The organism is Flavobacterium commune (assembly GCF_001857965.1).
Classification (GTDB): Bacteria; Bacteroidota; Bacteroidia; order Flavobacteriales; family Flavobacteriaceae; genus Flavobacterium; species Flavobacterium commune.
In genome coordinates, this window is record NZ_CP017774.1 from 964,472 (window position 1) to 987,944 (window position 23,473).

General features: G+C 33.4%; 21 protein-coding genes and 1 riboswitch. Of the genes, 8 read left to right on the top strand and 13 right to left on the bottom strand.

Features of this window, described 5'->3' with window-relative positions; translation table 11 throughout:
- Positions 1-26: 26 nt before the first annotated feature.
- The 4 genes from BIW12_RS04150 to BIW12_RS04165 form a co-directional block, all read right to left on the bottom strand.
- Entirely contained in the window at positions 27-1,271 is a 1,245-nt protein-coding gene (locus BIW12_RS04150; RefSeq protein ID WP_071183940.1) for a sulfate adenylyltransferase subunit 1, read from the bottom strand.
- A 69-nt stretch (positions 1,272-1,340) separates the two neighbouring features.
- On the bottom strand, positions 1,341-2,240 hold the full coding sequence (cysD, locus tag BIW12_RS04155) for a sulfate adenylyltransferase subunit CysD (protein ID WP_071183941.1): 900 nt from the start codon (positions 2,238-2,240) through the stop codon (positions 1,341-1,343).
- Positions 2,241-2,280: 40 nt separating this feature from the next.
- The gene (locus BIW12_RS04160) at positions 2,281-2,982 is read right to left on the bottom strand and encodes a phosphoadenylyl-sulfate reductase (protein ID WP_071183942.1); all 702 of its coding nucleotides are present in this window, start codon (positions 2,980-2,982) and stop codon (positions 2,281-2,283) included.
- 55 nt (positions 2,983-3,037) lie between these two features.
- Positions 3,038-3,940: a sulfite exporter TauE/SafE family protein gene (locus BIW12_RS04165; protein WP_071183943.1), complete on the bottom strand. Its 903-nt coding sequence runs from the start codon at positions 3,938-3,940 to the stop codon at positions 3,038-3,040.
- Between the two features lie 386 nt (positions 3,941-4,326).
- Here BIW12_RS04165 and BIW12_RS04170 point away from each other — a divergent pair, with 386 nt between their 5' ends.
- A complete protein-coding gene (locus BIW12_RS04170; RefSeq protein ID WP_071183944.1) occupies positions 4,327-5,109 on the top strand; it encodes a sulfite exporter TauE/SafE family protein in 783 nt (260 codons plus the stop codon).
- Between the two features lie 83 nt (positions 5,110-5,192).
- On the opposite strand, the gene BIW12_RS04175 is transcribed toward BIW12_RS04170, so the two are convergent.
- The 6 genes from BIW12_RS04175 to BIW12_RS04200 all read right to left on the bottom strand — a co-directional run bounded on the left by BIW12_RS04175 (position 5,193) and on the right by BIW12_RS04200 (position 11,571).
- Positions 5,193-5,603, bottom strand: a complete 411-nt coding sequence (locus BIW12_RS04175; RefSeq protein ID WP_071183945.1) for an RrF2 family transcriptional regulator — start codon at positions 5,601-5,603, stop codon at positions 5,193-5,195.
- A 168-nt stretch (positions 5,604-5,771) separates the two neighbouring features.
- Entirely contained in the window at positions 5,772-6,944 is a 1,173-nt protein-coding gene (locus BIW12_RS04180) for a trans-sulfuration enzyme family protein (protein WP_071183946.1), read from the bottom strand.
- 111 nt (positions 6,945-7,055) lie between these two features.
- Positions 7,056-7,490 carry an OsmC family protein gene (locus BIW12_RS04185; RefSeq protein ID WP_071183947.1) on the bottom strand — a complete coding sequence of 145 codons (435 nt, stop codon included), beginning with the start codon at positions 7,488-7,490 and terminating at the stop codon, positions 7,056-7,058.
- A gap of 138 nt (positions 7,491-7,628) precedes the next feature.
- Positions 7,629-10,043, bottom strand: coding sequence for a bifunctional aspartate kinase/homoserine dehydrogenase I (gene thrA / locus BIW12_RS04190; protein ID WP_071183948.1), 2,415 nt, complete (start codon positions 10,041-10,043; stop codon positions 7,629-7,631).
- Between the two features lie 22 nt (positions 10,044-10,065).
- Positions 10,066-11,028 (bottom strand): alpha/beta fold hydrolase, encoded by a 963-nt coding sequence (locus BIW12_RS04195; RefSeq protein ID WP_232227136.1) that lies wholly within the window; start codon positions 11,026-11,028, stop codon positions 10,066-10,068.
- 71 nt (positions 11,029-11,099) lie between these two features.
- A riboswitch (SAM riboswitch) is annotated at positions 11,100-11,205 on the bottom strand.
- A gap of 174 nt (positions 11,206-11,379) precedes the next feature.
- A complete protein-coding gene (locus BIW12_RS04200; protein WP_157499481.1) occupies positions 11,380-11,571 on the bottom strand; it encodes a hypothetical protein in 192 nt (63 codons plus the stop codon).
- Positions 11,572-12,574: 1,003 nt separating this feature from the next.
- Between BIW12_RS04200 and metK the strand changes: the two genes are divergently transcribed.
- Positions 12,575-13,825: a methionine adenosyltransferase gene (gene metK / locus BIW12_RS04210; protein ID WP_071183952.1), complete on the top strand. Its 1,251-nt coding sequence runs from the start codon at positions 12,575-12,577 to the stop codon at positions 13,823-13,825.
- A gap of 88 nt (positions 13,826-13,913) precedes the next feature.
- Here the strand turns inward: metK and BIW12_RS04215 are convergent, their stop codons facing one another.
- The gene (locus tag BIW12_RS04215; protein WP_071186119.1) at positions 13,914-14,234 is read right to left on the bottom strand and encodes a hypothetical protein; all 321 of its coding nucleotides are present in this window, start codon (positions 14,232-14,234) and stop codon (positions 13,914-13,916) included.
- 169 nt (positions 14,235-14,403) lie between these two features.
- Between BIW12_RS04215 and ubiE the strand changes: the two genes are divergently transcribed.
- Together ubiE and porT are read left to right on the top strand one after the other, a co-directional pair.
- Positions 14,404-15,135: a bifunctional demethylmenaquinone methyltransferase/2-methoxy-6-polyprenyl-1,4-benzoquinol methylase UbiE gene (gene ubiE, locus BIW12_RS04220; protein ID WP_071183953.1), complete on the top strand. Its 732-nt coding sequence runs from the start codon at positions 14,404-14,406 to the stop codon at positions 15,133-15,135.
- A gap of 17 nt (positions 15,136-15,152) precedes the next feature.
- The gene (gene porT / locus BIW12_RS04225) at positions 15,153-15,857 is read left to right on the top strand and encodes a type IX secretion/gliding motility protein PorT/SprT (protein ID WP_071183954.1); all 705 of its coding nucleotides are present in this window, start codon (positions 15,153-15,155) and stop codon (positions 15,855-15,857) included.
- A 5-nt stretch (positions 15,858-15,862) separates the two neighbouring features.
- On the opposite strand, the gene BIW12_RS04230 is transcribed toward porT, so the two are convergent.
- Positions 15,863-16,594, bottom strand: a complete 732-nt coding sequence (locus BIW12_RS04230) for a TrmH family RNA methyltransferase (protein ID WP_071183955.1) — start codon at positions 16,592-16,594, stop codon at positions 15,863-15,865.
- A 37-nt stretch (positions 16,595-16,631) separates the two neighbouring features.
- Here BIW12_RS04230 and tamL point away from each other — a divergent pair, with 37 nt between their 5' ends.
- The 4 genes from tamL (at position 16,632) to BIW12_RS04250 (ending at position 21,925) form a co-directional block, all read left to right on the top strand.
- Positions 16,632-19,181: a translocation and assembly module lipoprotein TamL gene (gene tamL, locus BIW12_RS04235; protein ID WP_071183956.1), complete on the top strand. Its 2,550-nt coding sequence runs from the start codon at positions 16,632-16,634 to the stop codon at positions 19,179-19,181.
- A gap of 69 nt (positions 19,182-19,250) precedes the next feature.
- Positions 19,251-20,318 (top strand): class II fructose-bisphosphate aldolase, encoded by a 1,068-nt coding sequence (gene fbaA, locus BIW12_RS04240; protein ID WP_071183957.1) that lies wholly within the window; start codon positions 19,251-19,253, stop codon positions 20,316-20,318.
- Positions 20,319-20,395: 77 nt separating this feature from the next.
- Positions 20,396-21,250, top strand: coding sequence for an acetyl-CoA carboxylase, carboxyltransferase subunit beta (gene accD, locus BIW12_RS04245; protein WP_071183958.1), 855 nt, complete (start codon positions 20,396-20,398; stop codon positions 21,248-21,250).
- Positions 21,251-21,334: 84 nt separating this feature from the next.
- Positions 21,335-21,925, top strand: a complete 591-nt coding sequence (locus BIW12_RS04250) for a hypothetical protein (RefSeq protein WP_071183959.1) — start codon at positions 21,335-21,337, stop codon at positions 21,923-21,925.
- 127 nt (positions 21,926-22,052) lie between these two features.
- Here BIW12_RS04250 and BIW12_RS04255 read toward each other — a convergent pair whose 3' ends face one another.
- Positions 22,053-23,303 carry an ABC transporter permease gene (locus BIW12_RS04255; RefSeq protein ID WP_071183960.1) on the bottom strand — a complete coding sequence of 417 codons (1,251 nt, stop codon included), beginning with the start codon at positions 23,301-23,303 and terminating at the stop codon, positions 22,053-22,055.
- Positions 23,304-23,473: the final 170 nt, after the last annotated feature.

Here is a 23,473-nt window from a genome sequence, read left to right on the forward strand (position 1 = left end):
TTTTGCATAAGGCTAAAAGCCAAAGGCTATCTAATAAACCCTACTCCTGCCGTTGTATTTGTTGAAGCATCAATTAAAATAAACGCTCCATTTGATTTGTTATCATTATAAGCATCAAAATACAATGGCTTACTCAATTTAATTGTTACCTCTCCAATTTCATTAATTGCTAATTGAGATGCAGGAGTTGTTCCTGAATAATCAGTTGCAATAACATTTTTGACACTATCTACTTTTGCCAACACTCTGTTAGTATTGTGTTGAATTAAATATTTAGTTCCCGCAACTAATTTCTTGCTATCCATCCAACAAACTGTCGTAGTGATGTCTTTCTCAACTCTAGGCAATTCATTCGATTTTACAATCATATCTCCTCTGGTTACATTGATATCATTTTCTAATTCAATTGTGATTGAAGAACCTGCAGCAGCTTCATCAAATTGTTGATCAAAGAAATGAATATTAGTCACTTTAGATTCTGTTAAAGATGGTAATACTGTTACAGCATCTCCTACCTTAATGTTATTTCCGTATAATTTTCCGGCATACCCTCTAAAATCGTGATATTCTTCAGTTTTAGGACGGATTACCGTTTGAACCGGGAAACGAGCTTTTCCTGTATCATAAATATCTTTTGACTCTAAAGCTTCTAAATGCTGTAAAATAGTTTGCCCGGTATACCAAGGCATTTTTCCTAATGATTCTACAACGTTATCTCCTGTTAAAGCACTCAATGGAATATAACTTACATTTTGTTCTTTATATGAACTCTTAGCATTCAATGCCTGGAAATCAGCTTTGATTTTATTGAAAACTTCTTCTGAATAATCAACTAAATCCATTTTGTTTACAGCAACAATCACATCTTTTACTCTCAATAAATTATTGATAAAAAAGTGACGGTATGTTTGTTCAATTACTCCTTTACGGGCGTCAATCAAAATGATAGATACCTGAGAAGTTGAAGCTCCTGTAACCATGTTACGCGTATATTCTATGTGCCCTGGAGTATCGGCAATAATATAACTTTTCTTAGCTGTTGAAAAATAAATATGAGCTACGTCAATAGTGATTCCTTGCTCACGCTCTGCAACTAATCCGTCAGTAGCCAAAGAGAAATCTAAATAATCATATCCTTTTTGCTTACTGCTTTTTTCAATTGCTTCTAATTTATCTGTAGTCAATGATTGTGTATCATACAATAATCTACCTATTAATGTACTCTTTCCGTCATCTACACTTCCTGCTGTTGCTATTTTTAAAACTTCCATTCTTGTTTTGTTTATTATTTTGTAGTTGTTTGTTTGTGGTTTATATTATAAACGAAAAACGATCAACTATTAAAAGTATCCTTGTTGTTTTCTTTTCTCCATTGCTGCTTCCGAACGTTTGTCGTCAATACGTGCACCACGCTCAGAAATAGTAGAAGCTCTGATTTCGCCTACTACCTCAGCAATTGTTCCTGCATAAGATTCTACCGCAGCAGTACAACTCATATCTCCAACAGTTCTAAAACGAACAATTCTTTCTTCAACTTCTTCATCTTCATCTTGGTAAACAAAAGGAGAATGTGACCAAATCATACCATCTCTAACAAAAACTTTACGTTTGTGAGAGAAATAAATAGATGGAATTTCAATTTGTTCTTGTTCGATATAACTCCAAACATCTAATTCTGTCCAGTTTGAAATTGGGAACACACGTACGTTTTGACCCATTTCAATTTTTCCATTTAACAAATCGAACAATTCAGGACGTTGATTTTTCTCATCCCATTGACCAAAATCGTCACGAACTGAAAAAATACGTTCCTTAGCTCTTGCTTTTTCCTCATCTCTACGCGCTCCACCAATACAAGCATCAAATTTGAATTCGTCAATAGCATCTAAAAGCGTAGTAGTTTGCAAACTGTTTCTACTAGCATATTTACCTGTTTCTTCAACTACTTTTCCTTCATCAATAGCATCCTGTACATTACGAACGATTAACTCTAAACCTAATTCAGCAACTAATTTATCTCTAAATTCGATAGTCTCAGGAAAGTTATGTCCTGTATCTACGTGCAACAATGGAAAAGGAATCTTAGCTGGAAAAAACGCTTTTTGCGCTAATCTTACCAAAGTAATCGAATCTTTACCACCTGAAAAAAGCAACACAGGCTTATCAAATTGAGAAATTACTTCTCTGAATATGTAAATCGCTTCGCTCTCTAAAGCATTTGTTTTTAAAACTGAACTCATTTTTTTTATTTAAATCTATTGAATTAACTTTTTTTCTTAATTATTTCCCGTGTAAACCACATTCTTTATGGCTTTGTTCCCAATACCATCTTCCTGCTCTAATATCTTCTCCTTCTACAATGGCTCTGGTACAAGGGGCACAACCAATACTTACGAATCCTTTTTTGTGCAAACTGTTTTGTGGCACATTATGATCGTCAATATATTTTTGTACTTCTTCCAATGTCCATCTCAACAACGGATTGAATTTTACGAGGTCAAAATTAGCATCATATTCAAACAAATGCAAATCGCTTCTGTTTTCTGATTGCTCCGCTCTTAAACCTGTTATCCAAAGCTTATTCCCGGCCAAAGCTTTTTTAAGCGGCACTACTTTACGAATAAAACAACATTCTTTTCTGTTTTCAACAGATTCAAAGAAACTATTAGGTCCTTTTTTCTCCAATAATTCCTCCACCGCCTTAGCTTCAGGAAAATACACTTTTATAGATGTTTTGTATTTCTTTTGTGTCCTGTGAAAAACATCGTAAGTCTCCTGAAACAAACGTCCTGTATCCAAAGTAAATATGGTTACAGCCGCATTGCTTTTATTAATTAAATCAGTAATCACCTGATCTTCCTGACCAAATGACGTAGAAAAAACTACTTTATCTTTGTATTCATCAGCCAAAAAAACCAGTGTTTCCTCAATCGAAAATCCTGCTGTTTTTTCTAATAAATCTTTTACTATTGCTTCACTCATTATTCTATTTTTAACTCAACTTCCCAAAAAAGAGGAAAGTCTTTATTTTATTATTTTACAAAAACTTCCACAAAGTTTTTAAACTCAATATTATAATTAAAATTCCAACAAAAATCATCATTGGTTTTCGTTGAATCTTATTAACTAAATAGGCAGCAATTGGCGCTGCAATTACACCACCTAAAATCAATCCAATAATCAACTGCCATCCTTCTACCCCTCCAAAAATCATAAATGTAATTCCGCTTGCAAATGCTACTGCAAATTCAGCTGCATTCACCGACCCAATAGTATAACGGGGATTCCTTCCACGACCTAATAAAGTAGAGGTTACAATAGGCCCCCAACCACCGCCGCCAATAGAATCCATAAAACCGCCAAAGGTAGCTAGAAATCCTAATTTTTTAGTCTTCTTTTTTGTTATATTTTTCTTTAATGCTTTTGCAATAATAACAACCGCTAAAATCATCATATAAACCGAAATATAAGGCTTAATCACATCGCCATCAATCACATCCGATAACAAATAAGCTCCGGTAATTGAACCTATCACACCGGGAATTAAAAGATTTTTCAATAATTTTTTATTAATATTTCCAAATCTATGATGCGAAAGTGCAGAAGCTCCGGTGGTAAACATTTCAGCCACGTGTACTCCGGCACTGCTTATTGCCGGCGGAATCCCATAAGACAACAAAAATGAAGTTGAAGTTGCCCCATATCCCATTCCTAATGTTCCATCCACTAATTGTGCAAAAACACCAATTGCAAAAAACACTAAAAACTCCTGATTAAATCCTCCAATAAATCCATCCCAGGAAAACGCATCGTGATGCTTGTATATCAAAACACAAATAAGTCCAATTAATAATGCAACCGGAACAATAACCCACAATCGATCTTTTAAATCAAATTCTGATTTTGTAACCTCATTATTCTTTTTTGAATCCAAACTCATTTTTATTTTAACATTAAACAATCTTATTCCTTGACAAGAAAAAAAATTAAAATTTTATTCTTTTAAAATCCATTACCCTATCGGTTTAGTAGATTACTCCGCAAAAATACTACTTATTTCTAAATTTCAAAACATATTTTACTGTTTTTATAGTTAAAAGAATCAAAAACAAAACTTTAAAACATTAAAAATCAGTAAAAAGCTACTCAAAAGCATTTTTAAAAAACCTAAAACCATTTCCTGTAAAGCAAATCCATTTTACAAACTTTTAAATTTCAGAATCTTAGCATCTAATTAAGAACAAAATCATTCAAGGCAAAAAACAAATTCTACTATATCCATAGGATTATTGTAAAACAATTGTACTTTTGCAAAAAAATATTTTTATGGATTTTGAAATAGGGCTTATAGTCGCAGGTTTATTTGTTGGTTTTGTAGTAGGTATGACAGGTGTAGGAGGCGGTTCATTAATGACTCCTATTTTATTATACTTTGGTATTCCGCCAACAAAGGCTGTAGGTACCGATTTATTATATGCTGCATTCACAAAAACCGGGGGAATCCTTGTACATAATAAAAAAAGCAATGTCAATTGGGTTATAACAGGCTGGCTTTCATTAGGCAGTATTCCGGCAGCCCTATTAACTTTATGGATTCTACACAATATAAAAGCTGATGTTACTGCAATTAATGCCGTAATAAAATATAGTTTAGGCTGGGCATTATTATTTACCTCGGTAGCCATTCTATTCAAAAAGAAATTACTGGACTTTTCTCAAAAACATGCCGGAGATAAATTCCACAGCCAAAGCAAAACTCAAAACATGCTCACTATTGCTATAGGAGTTTTACTGGGAGCTACTGTAACACTTACTTCGATTGGTGCCGGAGCATTGGGTACGGTGACATTATTCTTCCTTTACCCACTTCTGCCAACTCCAAGACTTGTAGGAACCGAAATTGCGCATGCAGTTCCACTAACACTCGTAGCAGGATTAGGACATGCTTCAATGGGAAACTTAGACTTAGCCTTATTGGGTCAATTATTAATGGGATCTCTTCCGGGAATTTATATGGGAAGTATGTTGAGTGGTAAAGTACCTGATTTATTCCTTAGAAATGCAATTGCGGTAATGTTGTTTTTTGTAGGATACAATTTGATCTTCTAAAGACAACAAAATAAAAAATATTAAAAGCCCCTTTCATTGTTCATTCAACGAAAGGGGCTTTTTAAATATGACTGTCAAAAAAATTAGAAAGCAATATCAGCCAAAGAATTATTCTCTAAAACCATCAAGGTATTATCTCTAATCTCAGTCATCAAACGACGCGCTGCACAAGTCTTTTCGTCTTCACAATCATCGCATCTTTCATAAAAATTATGACTCGCACAAGGCAGCAAAGCAATTGGTCCTTCGAGAATACGATACACTTTTGCCATACTAATCTCTTTAGGATCTTTAATCAGATAATAACCTCCTCCTTTTCCTTTTTTGGCACCTAAAAATCCCGAATTGCGAAGCAACAACAAAATACTTTCCAGAAACTTAATCGAAATATTTTCGCTTTTAGCAATATCAGCAATAGCAACAGGCGTTTGATCTTCCTGGCGCGCCAAAAAAGTCAATGCTTTAATTCCGTATTTTGTTTTCTTTGAAAGCATTATGATTTTTGATTGATGATTAACGATTGATGATTTTTGATTTATAAAAAACTAAAACACACTTAATAATGACAAAAATATATTATTTGACCTAATAAACATAAAAAAACGATTTTTGATTTACAGAAAATCTGCAATCAAAAATCGTTAATCTTTATTCTGAAATCTTTAAGAAAGTGCCTGCTCTAAATCGGCAATAACATCTTTTACAGTTTCTAAACCAACAGAAACACGCACCAAACCTTCGGTAATCCCAACTGCCAATTTCTCTTCAACAGATAATTTACTATGAGTTGTTGAAGCCGGATGCGTAACAATAGTTTTAGCATCACCAATATTAGCAGAAAGCGAACATAATTTTATTTTATCCAGGAAAGCACGACCTGCATCAATACCTCCTTTGATTTCAAAAGCAATAATATTACCACCTAAAAGCATTTGCTTTTTAGCTACTTCATATTTAGGATGCGATTTCAGGAAAGGATATTTCACACTATTTACATTAGGGTGACTTTCTAAAAACTCAGCTACTTTCAAGGCATTTTCGCAATGTCTGTCTACACGAAGAGATAAAGTTTCTAAACTCTTAGACAAAACCCAGGCATTAAATGGCGACATTGCCGGACCTGTGTTTCTTGAGAAAAGATAAATCTGACGAATCAAATCGGCTTGTCCAACAGCAACTCCTCCTAAAACTCTTCCCTGACCATCCATCAGCTTAGTTGCAGAATGCACTACAATATGAGCACCATATTTTATAGGTTGTTGAATATAAGGCGTTGCAAAACAGTTATCCACAATCAAAATCAAATTGTGCTTTTTAGCAATATTCCCTAACAATTCTAAATCAATCACATCAACACCAGGGTTAGTTGGTGTTTCTACATATAAAATTTTAGAATTTGGCTGAATAAAACTTTCAATTGTTTCCGGCTTATTAATATCAAAATAAGAAGTGGTAATATTCCATTTTGGAAAATAAGTCATAAACAACGCATGCGTAGAACCAAAAACACTTCCGGCAGACACAATATGATCTCCCGAACCCAACAGAGCTGCAAAAGTTGAATAAATTGCCGCCATACCGGTTGCAAAAGCATAACCTGCCTGAGCACCTTCCATAGCACAAACCTTATCTACAAACTCAGTTGTATTGGGATTAGAAAAACGACTGTAAATATTACGTTCTTTTTCTTCCGTAAAAGAAGCTCTCATATCTTCAGCATCTTCAAAAACAAAGCTTGAAGACAAGAACAAAGGCGTTGAATGTTCCTGATAATGTGTTCTATCTATATGTGTACGTATGGCTTGAGTTTCAAAACCAAATTCTTGTTCGTCCATTTTTTATTATTTTAAAGCTATTTCACAAAGATTCACAAAGAAAACGCAGAGAATCACAAAGTTTTTCTTTCTCTTTCTCCCTGAAAAGGCTTAATTATTATATTATTAGTTTTAAATTTTCGCTAATTCTACTCCGTTCAAAATCACTTTATAATGAATTGTAGCTGTAGGTTCTACTGTTTTAGAAACTGAGCAATATTTTTCGAAAGACAATTGCGCTGCTTTAGCCGCTTTGTCTTCTTTAATATTTCCTTCCAAAGAAAAAACCACATGAATATCTTTAAACGGTTTTGCTTCTCCTACTTGTACACGCTCTCCTTCAACCTCAGCTTTGAAAGAAGTGATTTCCTGACGTTGTTTTTTTAGAATCGAAATCATATCAATTCCGCTACATCCTGCAACACCCATCAAGACTAATTCCATTGGGCTTGGCCCCATATCATTTCCTCCAAAATCCGGACGCGCATCTACATTTACAATATGTCCTCTTTCATTTTTTAATTGAAAATGGAAGTTTTCGTTTACTCTTTCTAATGTTATTTTCATAATACTATTTATTTATGGAACGCGGATGAAACGGATTTCAAACGCGGATTTTTATTTTTTTTAATCTGAAATCTGAACACTCAAAAACTGAATACTGAATACTTTGCGAAGTAAGATTGCTTCGTTCCTCGCAATGACTTATCCTTTGTCAGATAATCTCAAAATATCTCCAAAAACCCCTCTTGCCGTTACTGCCGATCCAGCTCCGGCCCCCTGAATAACAATTGGTCTGTCTCCGTAAGATTCAGTGTAAATTTCGAAGAAAGAATCTGAACCTTTTAATCCACCTAATGCTGTATCTGAAGGAACAGAAACTAATTTCACTTCTAATATTCCTTTGTCATTTTGCAAATCACCAGACAATTCGCCTATGTAACGCAAAACGTGATTTGGTTGTTGCTCGTTCTTTATCTTATCATAAATTGGGTCGAACTCTTTTAATTTTGTCAAGAAATCAGCAGCATTTCCTTCACGTAAATGTTCCGGAATTAGATTCTGAATTGCAATTTCTTCAAATTCATTTTGCAAATCCAATTCTCTCGCTAAAATCAACAATTTTCTACCTACGTCGTTTCCACATAAATCCTCTCTTGGATCCGGTTCAGTATATCCGTTATCAATCGCTTCTTTCAAAATATCACTAAACGGAACATCTTTTGCCGAAAAATTATTAAATAAATAACTCAATGTTCCTGAGAAAACCCCTTTAATCTTAGTGATATTTTCACCCGAAAGATGCAATAATTTTATTGTATCAATTAATGGTAAACCTGCACCAACATTGGTTTCATACAAATAACTCTTTTGATTTTCAGCCAATACACTACGCAATTGTTTGTAAAAACCATAACTCAAAGTATTGGCTACTTTATTCGAAGAAATTAAATCAAAACCATTTTCAACCAAAGGAATATAATTTTCAACAAATGTTGCACTAGCCGTATTATCCACCGCAATTAAATTCTCTAAATGATGCTCATTGGCGTAAGCAATAATATCATCAATAGTATAAGAGAATCCGTTAGTTTGAATTTCGTTAATCCAATTTGGCGTTACTCCGTCTTTATTCAGTAAAACACTTTTAGAATTTGCAATGGCAAAAACATTCAATTTGATGTCTTTTCTTTTCTCAATAGCAACCGCCGATTCTAAAATTTGATTAATCAAAGTTCCTCCTACTAATCCATGACCAAAAACGGCAATGTTGATTTTTTTAGAAACTCCAAAAATCTCCCCATGAATAACATTTAATGCTTTATTCAGTTCTGATTTCTTAACTACCAAACTCACATTTTTCCCAGTAACCGTATTATTGAAAAGAATAGGAACAATTTTGTTTTTAATTAAAGCCGTGTAAGGCTTATAAAAAGTACTTAAATCTTGTCCAATAATCGAAATTACCGAAACATCATCGGTTACCGAAATTTTATTAACGTCTTTAGAATAGAAATCATTTTCGAATTCTTTTTCTAATTCAATCATTGCTTTTGTAGCCTGAGATTCCGCAACTACTAATCCGATTCCTCTTTCAGAAGAACCCTGCGAAATAATACTCACACTAATATTATTATCACCCATTACTTTAAAAATACGGGCATCAACTCCTGTTTTCCCTAGTAAACCTCTACCTTCAAGATTAACTAAAGCTACATCTTCTAAAACCGAAAGTGTTTTAATTCCTGCATTTTTAGAAGTTGCCGTAATTAAAGTTCCTTCGTTTTCATGATTGAAAGTATTCAATATTCGCAATGGAATATTTTTCTCTAACAAAGGAATTATCGTTTTGGCGTGCAAAATAGTTGCTCCAAAATTAGCCAACTCATTCGCCTCATTAAAAGTCAAATGGTCTATTTTTTTAGCATCAGAAACCAAATCCGGATTAGCAGTGTAAATACCATCGACGTGAGTATAATTCTGAAGTTCTTTAGCATTCAAATAATTAGCCAATAAAGAAGCTGTATAATTACTTCCGTTACGACCTAAAGTAGTAGTAACATTATTATTGTTAGAACCAATAAAACCAGTTACAACATTAACTACTGAACCTGCATTTTCTTTAAAATACTGAATTACATTTTTCTTCGAAATTTGTTCCAGCGGTTGCGCATCTCCAAATTTAGAATCCGTTTTTAGGAAAATTCTAGAATCAGCAAATCGGGCGTTGATTCCTTTTTCGATTAAAATTGCCGTTAATAATTTAGCCGAAAGCAACTCTCCAATCGAAAGAATTTGATCTTTAATTTTAGAACTATAATCTCCTATCAGGCTTACTCCTTCGAATAATTTATCTAAAACAGCAAATTCCTCAGACAAATCTACTGTTGCATATTCATCTTGCTGGTATTTCTTAAACTCTTCAAGTAAGGTTTTATAATCGGCATTTTTAGATGCAACTGTTAATATTTCTTCTAACTCATCGGTAGCATTCCCACGTGCCGAAACAACGATGGCTATTTCTTCTCCTTGATTTACTTTATCTGTAATAATAGAAACAACTTTATTGATTCCTTCACCGTTCGATAAAGATTTACCTCCAAATTTTAATATTTTCATGTAATTCTATTTTGTGTTGCTACTAAAAAACAGGAGCAAGCAAGTTGTTTAATTGTTCATATTCTATCAGGAATGCATCATGTCCGTGAATGGATTCTATTTCGTTATAAGAAACATTGACATTATACTTTTTTAATTCCTGGTAGGTTTCTTTATTCTCTCTTGCGGTAAAAAACAAATCTGAATTTATACCTATGATATGAATTGTAGCTTCTATTTTAGAGGCAAATTCTTCAAAAGAATCGCTATTTCTGGTTACATCAATCGTTTTAAGCAATTGATTCATCATTTTATAAGAAGCCAGCTGAAAGCGTTTTTGTAATTTCTTACCATGATGCAACAACCAACTCTCAATATTAAATATAGCTAATTCTTCATTAATGGTTCTGTCAAATTTCATCTTGAAAGATTCCGGAGTTCTATAACACAACATGGCGTGAATCCTGGCATCTTCAATTGGATTAGACGAATTTTTCAAAATTTGCTCTTGCAAAAAGCAATTTGCAATCAACCAATCAGTCGATTTCCAATCGGTTGCAATAGGAATTAAATGCAAGGCCAACTTAGGCTCTAAGGCAATCATCTCCCAGGCAATTCCGCCACCTACAGAGCCTCCAATAATGGCGTACAATTGCTGAATTTTAAGTTGCTTAACTCCTTCGATAAAAAGCTTTGCAACATCTCTGGCATTAAAATCCAAATAATTTTCTACAATAGTACCATCAAATCCATTTCCGGGAACATTAAAAGCTAAAATGCTGTATTTATTGGTATCAATAGTTTTATTTTCTCCAATTAAATCATTCCACCATCCCGCTGAACCAATAACCTGAGAATTTCCGGTCAAGGCGTGATTGACTAAAACAACAGGTGCTGTATTCAATTCAGGACCAAAAGACTGGTAACTTAAATTTAAAACAGGGTATAATACACCACTCTCGGTAGTGAAATTTTGAATTATAATGTGATTGGGTTTATTTTCCAATTTCAAATCTTTAAATAGGATTGATTATGGAAACATTAAAAAGAAAGCTCAAATAAACCAGAAGATTTTCATTGTTATCTTTTCCGCCATGGCGGATAGAATGTAGCACCTTCTTCGACAATCGAAGGGTTGCTAAGGCATCATCGGGTCTAATCCCTCGTCCTTTCTTTATAACATTTCAATATGCTTACGAACTTTAAAGTGGCAAAGTAACCACTATTTTTTCAAACAAACAAATTTTGCTGATTATAGATTCAAACCAGCATTAACATAACAAACAAACGCAAGTCATCACTGAACACAAAATCCAGAAATCACCTGCGTTTGAAACCTATATTTACAAAACTATACTTAGATGAACAGTGTTTCATTTTCTTTAGAATACATCATAAACGTTAATGAATTGGCGACTTTCTTTTGGTCTTTAAAATTTGGATCCAAATTAATCCCAAATCTGGCATTTGTCAATTCTACTCTATTTTCTTTTTTCTCAATGTTAGTACTCCTTATATTCCTTATAAGTTCTAACGCCCTTGTAATCATTCTTTTTGTGCTCATGATGTTTTAATTTAATTAATTTAACTTTATTGTTTGTTGTTATTTTGTTTTACTTTTTTCTATAAAAAAAACCCTTTTGGAGTATTTACCAAAAGGGTTTATATTATTATAAACGATACTTTTGGAAATCAACAGACCAGTAACTTTGCGCAAGACATAGAGACTGTTGTAAACTGTTTATTTTTCTTAATATTAATAGTAATCATTGTAATTCTTATTGTAATTGAATCTTATTTTAATTATTTGTTTTCTAACAAAAAAGCCTCCTGATTTCTCGGGAGGCTTTTGCTATATTTTTAATCTTATTTTGAATAAAAAAATTAAGCTATCGCACTCCCGCCGATTTCCTTCGCTTTAACCATCGATTTTTTACAAATAATAAAATTCATTTCTTGTTTTTATTTAGAGTCACAAATATACAAATTAATATTTATGACTCATTATTATTTTGAAAAAAATTCCGCCAATTACATTAATTAACAATTAATTATGTTTTTTAACATCATTTTTTGACTCAGACTAAAAAAACAAATCAAAAAAGAGCCTTTTCTCCAAGATAATTTAAAAAATTAACTCCATTCCGCCCTTCTGATTTGATATGCCAAAGATACAACCGAAATCCAAATCCAATGTTAACTCTACTTTAAATTAAAGTCATTATAATATTTCCAAAAAACACCTACTCCATTAAACAGACCATTTGATTTTTTAATTGACTAATTTCAAACCAACTCAAGTTAGTCAAATCCCCCTGTTTTTTAATTAAAAAATTAGTCCATAATTAATTTACAATTCAAAAATGGTTTCATACCTTTGCGGCTCAAAATACAAGAGGAAAAATTTGAACTGATTGCAACCTCTTCATAATGACACAAAGCCATTATGAATACTGAAAAATTTCAGTAGAAAAAAATGCTAAAGCAGAAACCCTCCTTTAGTCCTTTTTGCAATTATTTTTCCTCGCTTAATTTTAAATAAATTATATATTATGGCCTATTTATTTACGTCAGAATCTGTGAGCGAAGGACATCCAGACAAAATTGCAGATCAAATTTCAGATGCATTAATTGATAATTTCCTGGCATTTGATGCTGACTCAAAAGTAGCTTGCGAGACTTTAGTAACTACCGGTCAGGTTATTTTAGCAGGAGAAGTAAAATCGAATACTTATTTAGATGTTCAACAAATTGCTCGTGATGTAATCAAAAAAATTGGATACACTAAGAGTGAATATATGTTTGAAGCTAATTCATGCGGAATTCTTTCGGCTATTCACGAACAATCAGCCGATATCAATCAGGGTGTTGACAGAAAAAGCCCGGAAGAGCAAGGTGCGGGAGACCAGGGAATGATGTTTGGTTATGCTACTAACGAAACTGAAAACTACATGCCATTGGCACTTGATTTGTCTCACAAACTTTTAATTGAGCTTGCAATTTTAAGACGTGAAAACAACGAAATCACTTATTTACGTCCGGATGCAAAATCTCAGGTTACCCTTGAATACAGTGACGACAATACACCAATTCGTATTGACGCGATTGTAATTTCTACACAACACGACGATTTTGATGAAGAAGCTACGATGCTTGCTAAAATCAAAAAAGACATTGTTGAAATTTTGATTCCTAGAATTATTACTAAAAACCCAGAGCACGCTCACTTGTTTAACGATAAAATTAACTACCACATCAACCCAACAGGGAAATTTGTAATTGGCGGACCTCACGGTGATACCGGACTTACTGGTAGAAAAATTATTGTTGATACTTACGGAGGAAAAGGAGCTCACGGTGGTGGTGCTTTCTCAGGAAAAGACCCAAGTAAAGTTGACAGAAGTGCTGCTTATGCTACCCGTCATATTGCTAAAAACTTAGTTGCTGCGGGTGTAGCTGACGAAATTTTAGTTCAGGTTTCTTATGCTATTGGTGTAGCTCAACCAATGGGAATTTTTATCAACACTTATGGCAAAGCAAAAGTAAACCTAACTGATGGTGAAATTGCTAAAAAAGTAGAAGCTATTTTTGATATGCGTCCGTATTTTATCGAACAACGTTTAAAATTAAGAAACCCTATCTATAGCGAAACTGCTGCTTACGGACACATGGGACGTACTCCTGAAGTAGTTACAAAAACTTTCTCAGCTCCTGGAGGAGAAGAAAAAACAGTAACTGTAGAATTGTTTACATGGGAAAAACTAGACTATGTTGACCAAATTAAAACAGCATTTGGATTGTAAGTATCCATTATTCTTATAAAAACTAAAGCCATTCGAATGAATGGCTTTTTTAGTGCTTTTAATTTGCAACAACAATAAGGAAACAGCTCTAATCTTGAAAAATAATTTGACAGACCAACACCAAATTAGCAAATAATAAACTCATTCCCGAAACGAGAATAATCAAATTTGCAATCTTTCGAGAAAACATCTCAAAAAAACCTTTAATACCAAATACCACAAAGGTAGTAAAGGAAATGAAAATTAAAATTTCCAAAAATAAATTGAATCCTAAGAACGTATTTTGCGCTTCTTTTAAAGTACTGCCTTTAAACAAAACAGCACCGTCAAAACAAATTACAAGAACAAATGATATTGCCAACGCAAAAAACAACCATCTGAGTTGAACCGTCAATTCCTTATTATCCATTGCAAGTAAATTCATTTGGTAAAATTGAGAATAATAATCTTACATCACAATACCCACTTTCCGTGATTTTTTGAATTAAAAACACACAAAAAACACGGCAATTACAATTGAAAATTAATTTCAGTTTCAACTTAAACACCATTATAGTATATTTGTCAAAATTTAAAAAATGTCAAAAAACATCACCCCTTATAAAGACTCTGAATTAGGAAAAAAAGAACAGGTTGCAAAAATGTTTGATACTATTTCCGGAAACTACGACAATCTGAATCGTGTTATTTCTTTTGGCATTGACGTTAAATGGAGAAAAAAAGTTTTAAAAATAGTTGCTAATACAAATCCTGAAACTATATTAGATATAGCCACAGGAACTGGCGATTTAGCTATTTTAATGGCAAATACCAGCGCTAAAAAAATCACTGGATTAGACATCTCGGCAGGAATGCTGGAAGTAGGAGTAAAAAAAATTGCTCAAAAAAACCTATCCAACACTATCGAAATGATTTTAGGCGACTCTGAAAACATACCTTTTGAAGACAATCATTTTGATGCCATTACCGTTGCTTTTGGGGTACGAAATTTTGAAAATCTGGAAAAAGGATTAGCCGAAATATTACGTGTATTAAAGCCCGGAGGAACTTTTGTGATCCTGGAAACATCAGTACCGGACAAAACTCCTTACAAACAGGGTTATCATTTTTACAGCAACAATATCCTTCCTATTATAGGTAAATTATTCTCAAAAGATAATGTTGCTTACGGTTATTTATCAGAGTCTGCAGCTGCTTTTCCTTATGGTGAAGTTCTAAACAATATTTTAAGAAAAATTGGGTTTATAGATGTAAAAGCAATGCCGCAAACTTTTGGAGTCGCTACCATTTATCTTGCATCTAAACAATAACCTAAGTTGAATTGAAAATGAGAAAAATCGCCGTCTTTAACTTATTACTCATACTGTGTTTAAACGGATATTCGCAGTCTAAAGGTATGTTTAGTAAAGACCCGATTATCAATTTAGAAAATTTTCAAAAACAACGTTTGTATTTTGGCTACTATTTAGGCTTTAACTCATTCGATTTTAAAATAGATTATAAAACAGTAGCCCCTGACATTCAGGTAGAAAAATCTACCGGATTCAATGTAGGCGTTGTTGCCGATTTAAAACTTCAGGAATATATCAATCTTCGTTTTGAACCCGGCTTATATTATACTAAAAGAACACTACATTATCCTAATTTCACAACAGAACTTGATGCCCTTAGAGAAGTAAACAGCACCTATATTCATTTTCCTTTGTTATTAAAATTTTCAGCATTGCGCACAGGAAACATCCGACCATACCTTGTGGGCGGAGTATCAACCACGCTCAATTTATCAGGAAATTCAAAATCCATAGACGATAATGAACAACAAAAATTTAGAGTAAAACCCTGGAGTACCAATTATGAATTAGGATTTGGCATTGATTTTTTCTCGGAATATTTTATATTCTCACCCTCTATTCGTGGCTGTTTTAGCCTTAAAGACGAACTCATTAGAGACAACAATCCTAATAGTCCGTGGACAGGAAATATCGAATCACTTAAAAGCAGAGCCATCTTTATTAACTTTACTTTTCATTAAAATTGCTAAGCTAAATTTCGTTTAAATTCACTTAAAATAATTGCAGTTGCAGTAGCTACATTCAAACTTTCTGTTTTTTGTAAATCGCCAAAACGAGGAATCGAAAGTCGGTTTTTGATTATTTTTTCAATTTCTTCCGAAATACCATTGGCTTCATTTCCCATAATAATGATTCCTTCCTGAGGCAAAATGTTCTTATAAATATTTTCACCATCCATAAAAGTCCCAAAAACAGGCAATTGGGTTTGAGTAATATATTCGGCTAAATCAACATAACTCACATTTACTCTGGTTATAGACCCCATAGTTGCCTGAACTACTTTAGGATTATAAATATCCACTGTTTCTTTCGAACAAACAACTTGTTTGATTCCAAACCAATCGCACAAACGCAAAATAGTTCCTAAATTGCCCGGGTCTCTTATATCATCTAATGCTATAATTAAGCCCGAATTACTAATTTCTTTTTGCTGAGGGATTTTAAAAACAGCCAAACAACTGTTAGGAGTTGCTAGTGCGCTAATTTTTTTCAAATCATTTTCATGGATTAATGATTTTTTAGCAGCGGGAACTTCTTCAAAATCAAACTGGGTAGTATATAAATGCTCTAATTCAAAATTAGACTGCAAAAGCTCCTGAATTACTTTTACACCTTCAGCAAAAAATAATTGATTGTTAATTCGATACTTTTTTTGCTGTAAACTAGTTATAAGTTTTATTTGGTTTTTACTAACCATAAAAATATGTACTTTTGAATTAAATATTTTAGACCTCTTGAAAAAAATTTCAACAAAAATATCACTATTTATTCTAATAGGAATAATTATATCTGCCTGTAACGCCGAAAAAAGAGTTCCTGACGGCAAACAACTACTTACGAGCAATCAAATTTTAGTAAATGGCAAAAAAACCAACGACGAAGACGTATCAAACCAATTGTACCAAAAACCTAATAGTACCTTACTTGGTTATCGTTTGCGATTGAATTTATACAATTTAGCGAATCTAAATCCTGACTCGACCTACCAGGCAAAATTTACCAATAATCCGGGAAAATACGAGCGAAAAGCAAAATGGCTTTCGGCAAAACAAGTTGATCGGCTCGGACAATCTTTTTGGCATCACGGAATTCATGATTTTTTAAAAAAAACTGGAGAAGCTCCTGTAATTATTGATTCTGTTAAAACACAAAAATCGCTTTCTAGACTTCAATATTATTATTTCAATAATGGTTTTTTTAATGTCGAAGCTAACTTTGAACATGATACCCTAAGCTTAAAAAGAGGTCGGATAAAATACAACATTACCACTAACAAAGCCTATATTTTAGATTCGATAAAAACCAATATCAGTTCGCCCGACCTGGACTCTTTGTACAATAACAGTAAGCAAAACGCACTTATTAAATCTGGGAATCAATACAAGACAATCGATTTTTCGAATGAAAAAAATCGTATTGCCAGCTATTTTAGAAATCACGGAGCTTATTATTTTCAACCCACAGCTGTTGTTTTTGACATTGATACTATTGGTAAAAAAAACAAAGCCGATGTAACTATAAACATCAGCGACTACAGCTATCAGGACAAAGATTCAACAAAAACAGAATCTTTTAAATTATACAAAATAAGCAGTGTTGACATCTACACCGATTATTTACCTAACACCAGCAAACAAAACATTACCGACAGTATTTCCCATCAAAACTTTAATATTTACAGCCGAGGGAAACTACGCTACAAACCGCACGCCATAACAGATGCTATTTTTATCACTAAAGGAACTTCTTTTGCCGATTACAAAACAGTACTAACATCCAGATACCTTAATAATCTTAAAGTTTTCAATGCTCCGAGCATACAATATGAAGTAGATAAAAAAGACACACTTCACAATTCGCTTATTGCAAAAATTTATTTAACACCCAGAAAAAAATATAGCTTTGGATCATCTGTAGATATCATGCACTCAAACATTCAGGATATAGGAATCTCATTTAGTCCATCATTAACTATTAGAAATATTTTTAACGGTGCCGAAACATTAGAAGTCTCAGTCCGTGCCAATATTGGTTCCTCAAGAGATTTAGCTAATCCTAATAACCAATTCTTCAACGTGTCAGAATATGGAGTCGATTTCAAACTGAATTTTCCAAGAATATTTTTGCCTTTTCCTACCGAGAAAATTATCCCAAAAAGCATGATTCCGTCTACCTTAATAGGTCTTGGTTATGCTACACAAAGGAATATTGGATTAGACAAAGAGAATTTCACAGGAACTTTTTCATACAATTGGAATCCGAAGAGAAATAATACAGCCCGTTTTGATCTTTTCAATATTCAGTATGTCCGTAACTTAAATTCTCCAAATTACTTTAATGTCTATGGTTCGTCTTATGATGCACTAAATGAAATTGGAAAAACATACAACACCAACCCTGACTATGTTGACAACAACAATAACTTAAAAATTGAATCAGGAACTAATGGTTTTATCAACGATGTTTTAACAGGAGTAACAAATTTACCTACAAATGATTTTAATGAAGTAAAAGGCATCGAAGAAAGAAGAGTGCGATTAACCGAAAACGATTTTATTCTTGCAACCAACTTTAGTTTTAGCAAAACAACAAAAACAGATTTAGCCGACAACAATTTTTATCTTTTTAAAACCAAAATCGAATCGGCAGGTTCTTTATTATCCTTAATTGGAAATGCTACAAACCTAAAGAGAAATCAAAATGGAAACCGCGAATTATTCAATCTGGAATATTCTGAATACATTAAAACCGAATTTGACTACATCAAACACTGGGACTTAAATCATGAACGAGTTATAGCAGTACGAAGCTTCTTTGGTATTGCAATCCCATTTGGAAATTCTGATTATATTCCGTTTTCCCGAAGTTATTTCTCAGGAGGTTCTAATGACAATAGAGCCTGGCAACCTTATAGTCTCGGCCCAGGAAGTAGTGGCGCAACAAATGATTTTAACGAAGCCAACATGAAAATTGCCATAAGTGCCGAATATAGATTTAAAATTCTGGGCGATTTAAAAGGAGCTTTATTTGCCGATGCCGGAAACATCTGGAATGTTTTTGACAATGTAACTGATGAAAAATCAACTTTTAAGAATTTTTCAAGTTTAAAAGACATCGCATTGGGCTCAGGATTCGGTCTTAGATATGATTTAAACTTCTTTGTCGTTCGCTTTGATTTTGGTTTTAAAACCTATAACCCAGCTGAAGAAACTGCAAAAAAATGGTTTAGAGATTACAACTTTGCCCACTCCGTTTTAAATTTTGGAATAAATTATCCGTTCTAATCCTAATAAATTCTTATTTTTGCGGTCTTAATCTAAAAACAAAAAATCTAACTAAAAACAAAAAACAAAATGGGACACAACATTAAGCCTGGTGTAGCAACTGGTGACCAAGTACAAGAAATATTTAATTATGCCAAAGAAAAAGGATTTGCACTTCCTGCTGTAAACGTTACAGGATCTAACACAATTAATGGTGTACTTGAAACTGCTGCAAAATTAAACGCACCAGTTATCATCCAATTCTCAAACGGTGGAGCGCAATTTAATGCGGGAAAAGGACTTTCTAATGCGGGAGAAAAAGCAGCTATCGCCGGAGCAATTGCCGGAGCAAAAAGCATCCACACATTAGCAGAAGCTTACGGAGCAACTGTAATTTTACATACTGACCACTGCGCAAAAAAATTATTGCCTTGGATTGACGGTTTATTAGACGCTTCAGAAGAACATTTTGCTGCAACTGGAAAATCATTATTCAGTTCGCACATGATTGATTTATCTGAAGAGCCAATCGAAGAAAACATCGAAATTTGCAAAACTTACTTAGAAAGAATGAGCAAAATCGGGATGACATTAGAAATCGAACTTGGAATTACAGGTGGTGAAGAAGATGGTGTTGACAACTCTGATGTTGACAGTTCAAAATTATACACTCAACCGGAAGAAGTAGCTTATGCTTACGAAGAATTATCTAAAGTAAGTCCAAAATTCACTATCGCTGCTGCTTTTGGAAACGTTCACGGTGTTTACAAACCAGGAAACGTAAAATTAACTCCAAAAATCTTAAAAAATTCTCAGGATTTCGTTCAGTCAAAATTCAACACAGGACATAACCCGGTTGATTTTGTTTTCCACGGTGGATCAGGTTCTACTCTTGAAGAAATCAGAGAAGGAATTAGCTACGGAGTTATCAAAATGAACATTGATACTGATTTACAATTTGCTTTCACTGAAGGAATTCGTGATTTTATGGTAAACAATATTGATTACTTAAAAACTCAAATCGGTAACCCAACAGGTGCTGATGCTCCAAACAAAAAATATTACGACCCAAGAAAATGGTTGCGCGAAGGAGAAGTAACTTTCAACGCAAGACTAGAGCAGGCTTTTGCTGACTTGAACAACGTTAACACACTATAAGTTGGAAGTTAGAAGTTAGAAGTTGGGAGTAATCTTCCAGCTTCCAACTCCTAGCTTCAAACCAAAATTAAAAAATTATGGCTTGGTTTAAAAGACACGAAAAAGGAATCACAACTCCTACCGAACAGAAAATGGACGTTCCAAAGGGACTTTGGTACAAATCTCCAACAGGAAAGATTATTGATGCCGAAGAACTGGAACGTAACTTATTTGTAAGCCCTGAAGATGGTTTTCACGTAAGAATAAGTAGTGCTACTTATTTCGAAATCTTATTCGACAACAATGAGTTTACTGAATTAGACCCAAACATTACTTCTAAAGATCCTTTGAACTTTGTGGACACAAAGAAATATGCAGATCGTTTGAAAGATGTAATGGAAAAAACCAAACTGAAAGATGCTGTGCGTACCGGAGTTGGTAAATCCAAAGGGAAAGATGTAGTAATCTGTTGTATGGATTTTGCCTTTATCGGAGGATCTATGGGAGCTGTAGTAGGTGAAAAAATTGCCAGAGGAATTGATTATGCTATCAAACACAAATTACCTTTTGTGATGATATCAAAATCAGGAGGAGCCAGAATGATGGAAGCTGCCTATTCATTAATGCAATTGGCTAAAACATCGGTAAAATTGGCTCAGCTTTCTGAAGCAAAATTACCTTACATTTCTTTGTGTACTGATCCAACTACAGGAGGAACAACGGCTTCTTACGCTATGTTAGGAGACATTAACATTGCTGAACCTGGTGCCTTAATTGGATTTGCCGGACCTCGTGTTGTTAAAGATACCACAGGTAAAGATTTACCGGAAGGTTTCCAAACTGCTGAATTCCTTTTAGAACACGGTTTCCTTGACTTTATCACGCCAAGAAAAGAATTAAAAGACAAGATTAACTTGTATATTGATTTGATTCAAAACAACGAAATTAGATAATTTTCGAATTGCTATAAATACAAAATCCCATCCCGATTGCTATCGGGATGGGATTTTTTTTATCTTTAATTCAAATCTTCGAATATGAAAAGAATAATTATAGGCTTTATGATTTGTTTGCTTTTTTGGAATTGCAATAAAAAGAAAGAGAATAAAGAAGTAAACATACTTTATATAATTTCTGAAAAAGACAAAAAGTTTTTGACTCATTTACAAAAACAAAATATACCTCCACCCTTACCTGAATTTTATTTTCATAATCAAATAATTATAGATAAAAATGGCGATTTCTATTTTTATCAAAAAGAAGCTATCCCGTGGCATTGCATCGAATCAGAAACAGACACAATTCCTGACTTTATTAATCTCAAACCCATTGAAATCATCAAAATACCTAATAATAGCTGCGTAGACTTTATTAAACTAAACATTTCCAACAAGGCGGAACGTCAAAGACAAATTATTATCGCATCTGAAAAAGACACTATTAACAATATGAATTTCAATAAAATATTAACATTTTTAAACAATTCCCTATCAAGTAAAATAGACGCTTTTAAAATAAGGAGAACGACACAAGAAGAAGATACTGTTCTAAAATACAAGAAAAACAATGAATATTATTTTTCAGATAGCATCAAATGGGATAAAACTAAAATCAAATTTTATAAATAAAAAACACCCCATACCAACATACAAATCTCTCGAAATAGGACGAAATTAAATCATGAGATTGCTTCGTTCCTCGCAATGACTATGCGGAAAAATCTAAAATCTAAAATCTGCATTCTACAATCTAAAATCACATCCCCGTCCTAATGGCCTCCACAGGATCTAGCCTTGAAGCCGAAATAGCTGGTAAAATTCCGGAAATCAATCCAATAATCCCCGCTAAACCAGCACCTAAAAGAATATTATCTAATCCTAATACAAATTCGAAATCCAAAGCTTTAGTCAAACCAAAGGCGATTCCCCAAACCATTAACAAACCTATCAAACCACCGATAACCGATAAAATTATGGCTTCAAACAAAAACTGAAACAGTATAAATCGGTTTTTAGCTCCTAATGATTTCTGAATCCCTATTAAATGGGTACGCTCTTTTACCGAAACAAACATAATATTGGCAATTCCGAAACCACCTACCAAAAGTGAGAAACCGCTTATCACCCAACCTCCTAATTTCATACTACCAATAATCCCATCAATAAAATCAGTAAATCCGGAAAAAACATTGATGAAAAAATTGTCAATTTCGCCGGCTTTAATTCCGCGATAAGCACGTAGTTTTTGCGATATTTCCGCCTTATATTCCTCCATATCTACCCCATCTACCGGTTTGAAAATGATAACATTAGTTAGCGAAGTATTATTATCTCCAAATTTTTGTCGAACAAAATTAACCGGAATAAACACCGCCGAATCATTACTATCTCCAAAAAGTCCTGCTCCTTTTTTCTTCAAAACCCCAATTACTGTAAAACGCTGACCATAAAGCCGTACATCTTTCCCAATAGGATTAGCATCTTCAAACAAAGAAGTTGCAATTTCGTTTCCTAAAACAATAACCTTAGCTCCCGAATTAGCCTCCGATTCAGTATAAAATCGACCATCCTGAAACTCAAGTCCCTGAATATCTATAAATTCATGAGAAACCGGAACAATATTTACGTCGCTCACCAGCTTAGAATCGTATTTTATAGTCTCCCCTTTAGTAAAGATCTGATATCCCAATTCAGCGGTATTGTTCATTGCTCCTTTCAAATAAATATATTCATCGTATTTTACATTCGGAAATTGCTCCCTCTTCCAATTTGGAATATCTGTAGGTCCAAAAGAAAATTTCATCAGGTAAATCGTATTCTTATCCAAACCACTTAAATCACTGCTAATTTTTCTATCCAAAGAATCTACAGCGGCCAAAACAGCTATGATGGAAAAAATTCCAATAGTTACTCCAAGCAAAGAAAGAAGTGTTCTTAACTTATTATTTCGCAGTGCATTTAACGCAAAAGCAAAACTTTCTTTCAATAATCGAAGATATAACAACATAAAATCTATTTTTAATAAGGTAAAATTCTGTAAATAATATTCAAAATCCTAATATAAATTTCTTTTAACACAATAAAATCCAGCTATTTCGTCATCTTCTTAAAAAAGCACAATTAAATACAAATTATCTCATTTTAAGATAGCTTAATTTTCACATTAAAAAACTATTT

What these genes read in the sequence shown, in the direction of transcription:
- BIW12_RS04160 (WP_071183942.1), bottom strand. Translation starts at nt 2,982, where the DNA reads ATGAGTGAAGCAATAGTAAAAGATTTATTAGAAAAAACAGCAGGATTT.
- BIW12_RS04230 (WP_071183955.1), bottom strand. Translation starts at nt 16,594, where the DNA reads ATGGTTAGTAAAAACCAAATAAAACTTATAACTAGTTTACAGCAAAAA.
- BIW12_RS04200 (WP_157499481.1), bottom strand. Translation starts at nt 11,571, where the DNA reads ATGATTACAAGGGCGTTAGAACTTATAAGGAATATAAGGAGTACTAAC.
- fbaA (WP_071183957.1), top strand. Translation starts at nt 19,251, where the DNA reads ATGGGACACAACATTAAGCCTGGTGTAGCAACTGGTGACCAAGTACAA.
- BIW12_RS04185 (WP_071183947.1), bottom strand. Translation starts at nt 7,490, where the DNA reads ATGAAAATAACATTAGAAAGAGTAAACGAAAACTTCCATTTTCAATTA.
- BIW12_RS04180 (WP_071183946.1), bottom strand. Translation starts at nt 6,944, where the DNA reads ATGGACGAACAAGAATTTGGTTTTGAAACTCAAGCCATACGTACACAT.
- metK (WP_071183952.1), top strand. Translation starts at nt 12,575, where the DNA reads ATGGCCTATTTATTTACGTCAGAATCTGTGAGCGAAGGACATCCAGAC.
- accD (WP_071183958.1), top strand. Translation starts at nt 20,396, where the DNA reads ATGGCTTGGTTTAAAAGACACGAAAAAGGAATCACAACTCCTACCGAA.
- BIW12_RS04150 (WP_071183940.1), bottom strand. Translation starts at nt 1,271, where the DNA reads ATGGAAGTTTTAAAAATAGCAACAGCAGGAAGTGTAGATGACGGAAAG.
- BIW12_RS04165 (WP_071183943.1), bottom strand. Translation starts at nt 3,940, where the DNA reads ATGAGTTTGGATTCAAAAAAGAATAATGAGGTTACAAAATCAGAATTT.
- ubiE (WP_071183953.1), top strand. Translation starts at nt 14,404, where the DNA reads ATGTCAAAAAACATCACCCCTTATAAAGACTCTGAATTAGGAAAAAAA.
- BIW12_RS04255 (WP_071183960.1), bottom strand. Translation starts at nt 23,303, where the DNA reads ATGTTGTTATATCTTCGATTATTGAAAGAAAGTTTTGCTTTTGCGTTA.
- BIW12_RS04250 (WP_071183959.1), top strand. Translation starts at nt 21,335, where the DNA reads ATGAAAAGAATAATTATAGGCTTTATGATTTGTTTGCTTTTTTGGAAT.
- cysD (WP_071183941.1), bottom strand. Translation starts at nt 2,240, where the DNA reads ATGAGTTCAGTTTTAAAAACAAATGCTTTAGAGAGCGAAGCGATTTAC.
- thrA (WP_071183948.1), bottom strand. Translation starts at nt 10,043, where the DNA reads ATGAAAATATTAAAATTTGGAGGTAAATCTTTATCGAACGGTGAAGGA.
- BIW12_RS04175 (WP_071183945.1), bottom strand. Translation starts at nt 5,603, where the DNA reads ATGCTTTCAAAGAAAACAAAATACGGAATTAAAGCATTGACTTTTTTG.
- BIW12_RS04170 (WP_071183944.1), top strand. Translation starts at nt 4,327, where the DNA reads ATGGATTTTGAAATAGGGCTTATAGTCGCAGGTTTATTTGTTGGTTTT.
- BIW12_RS04215 (WP_071186119.1), bottom strand. Translation starts at nt 14,234, where the DNA reads ATGGATAATAAGGAATTGACGGTTCAACTCAGATGGTTGTTTTTTGCG.
- porT (WP_071183954.1), top strand. Translation starts at nt 15,153, where the DNA reads ATGAGAAAAATCGCCGTCTTTAACTTATTACTCATACTGTGTTTAAAC.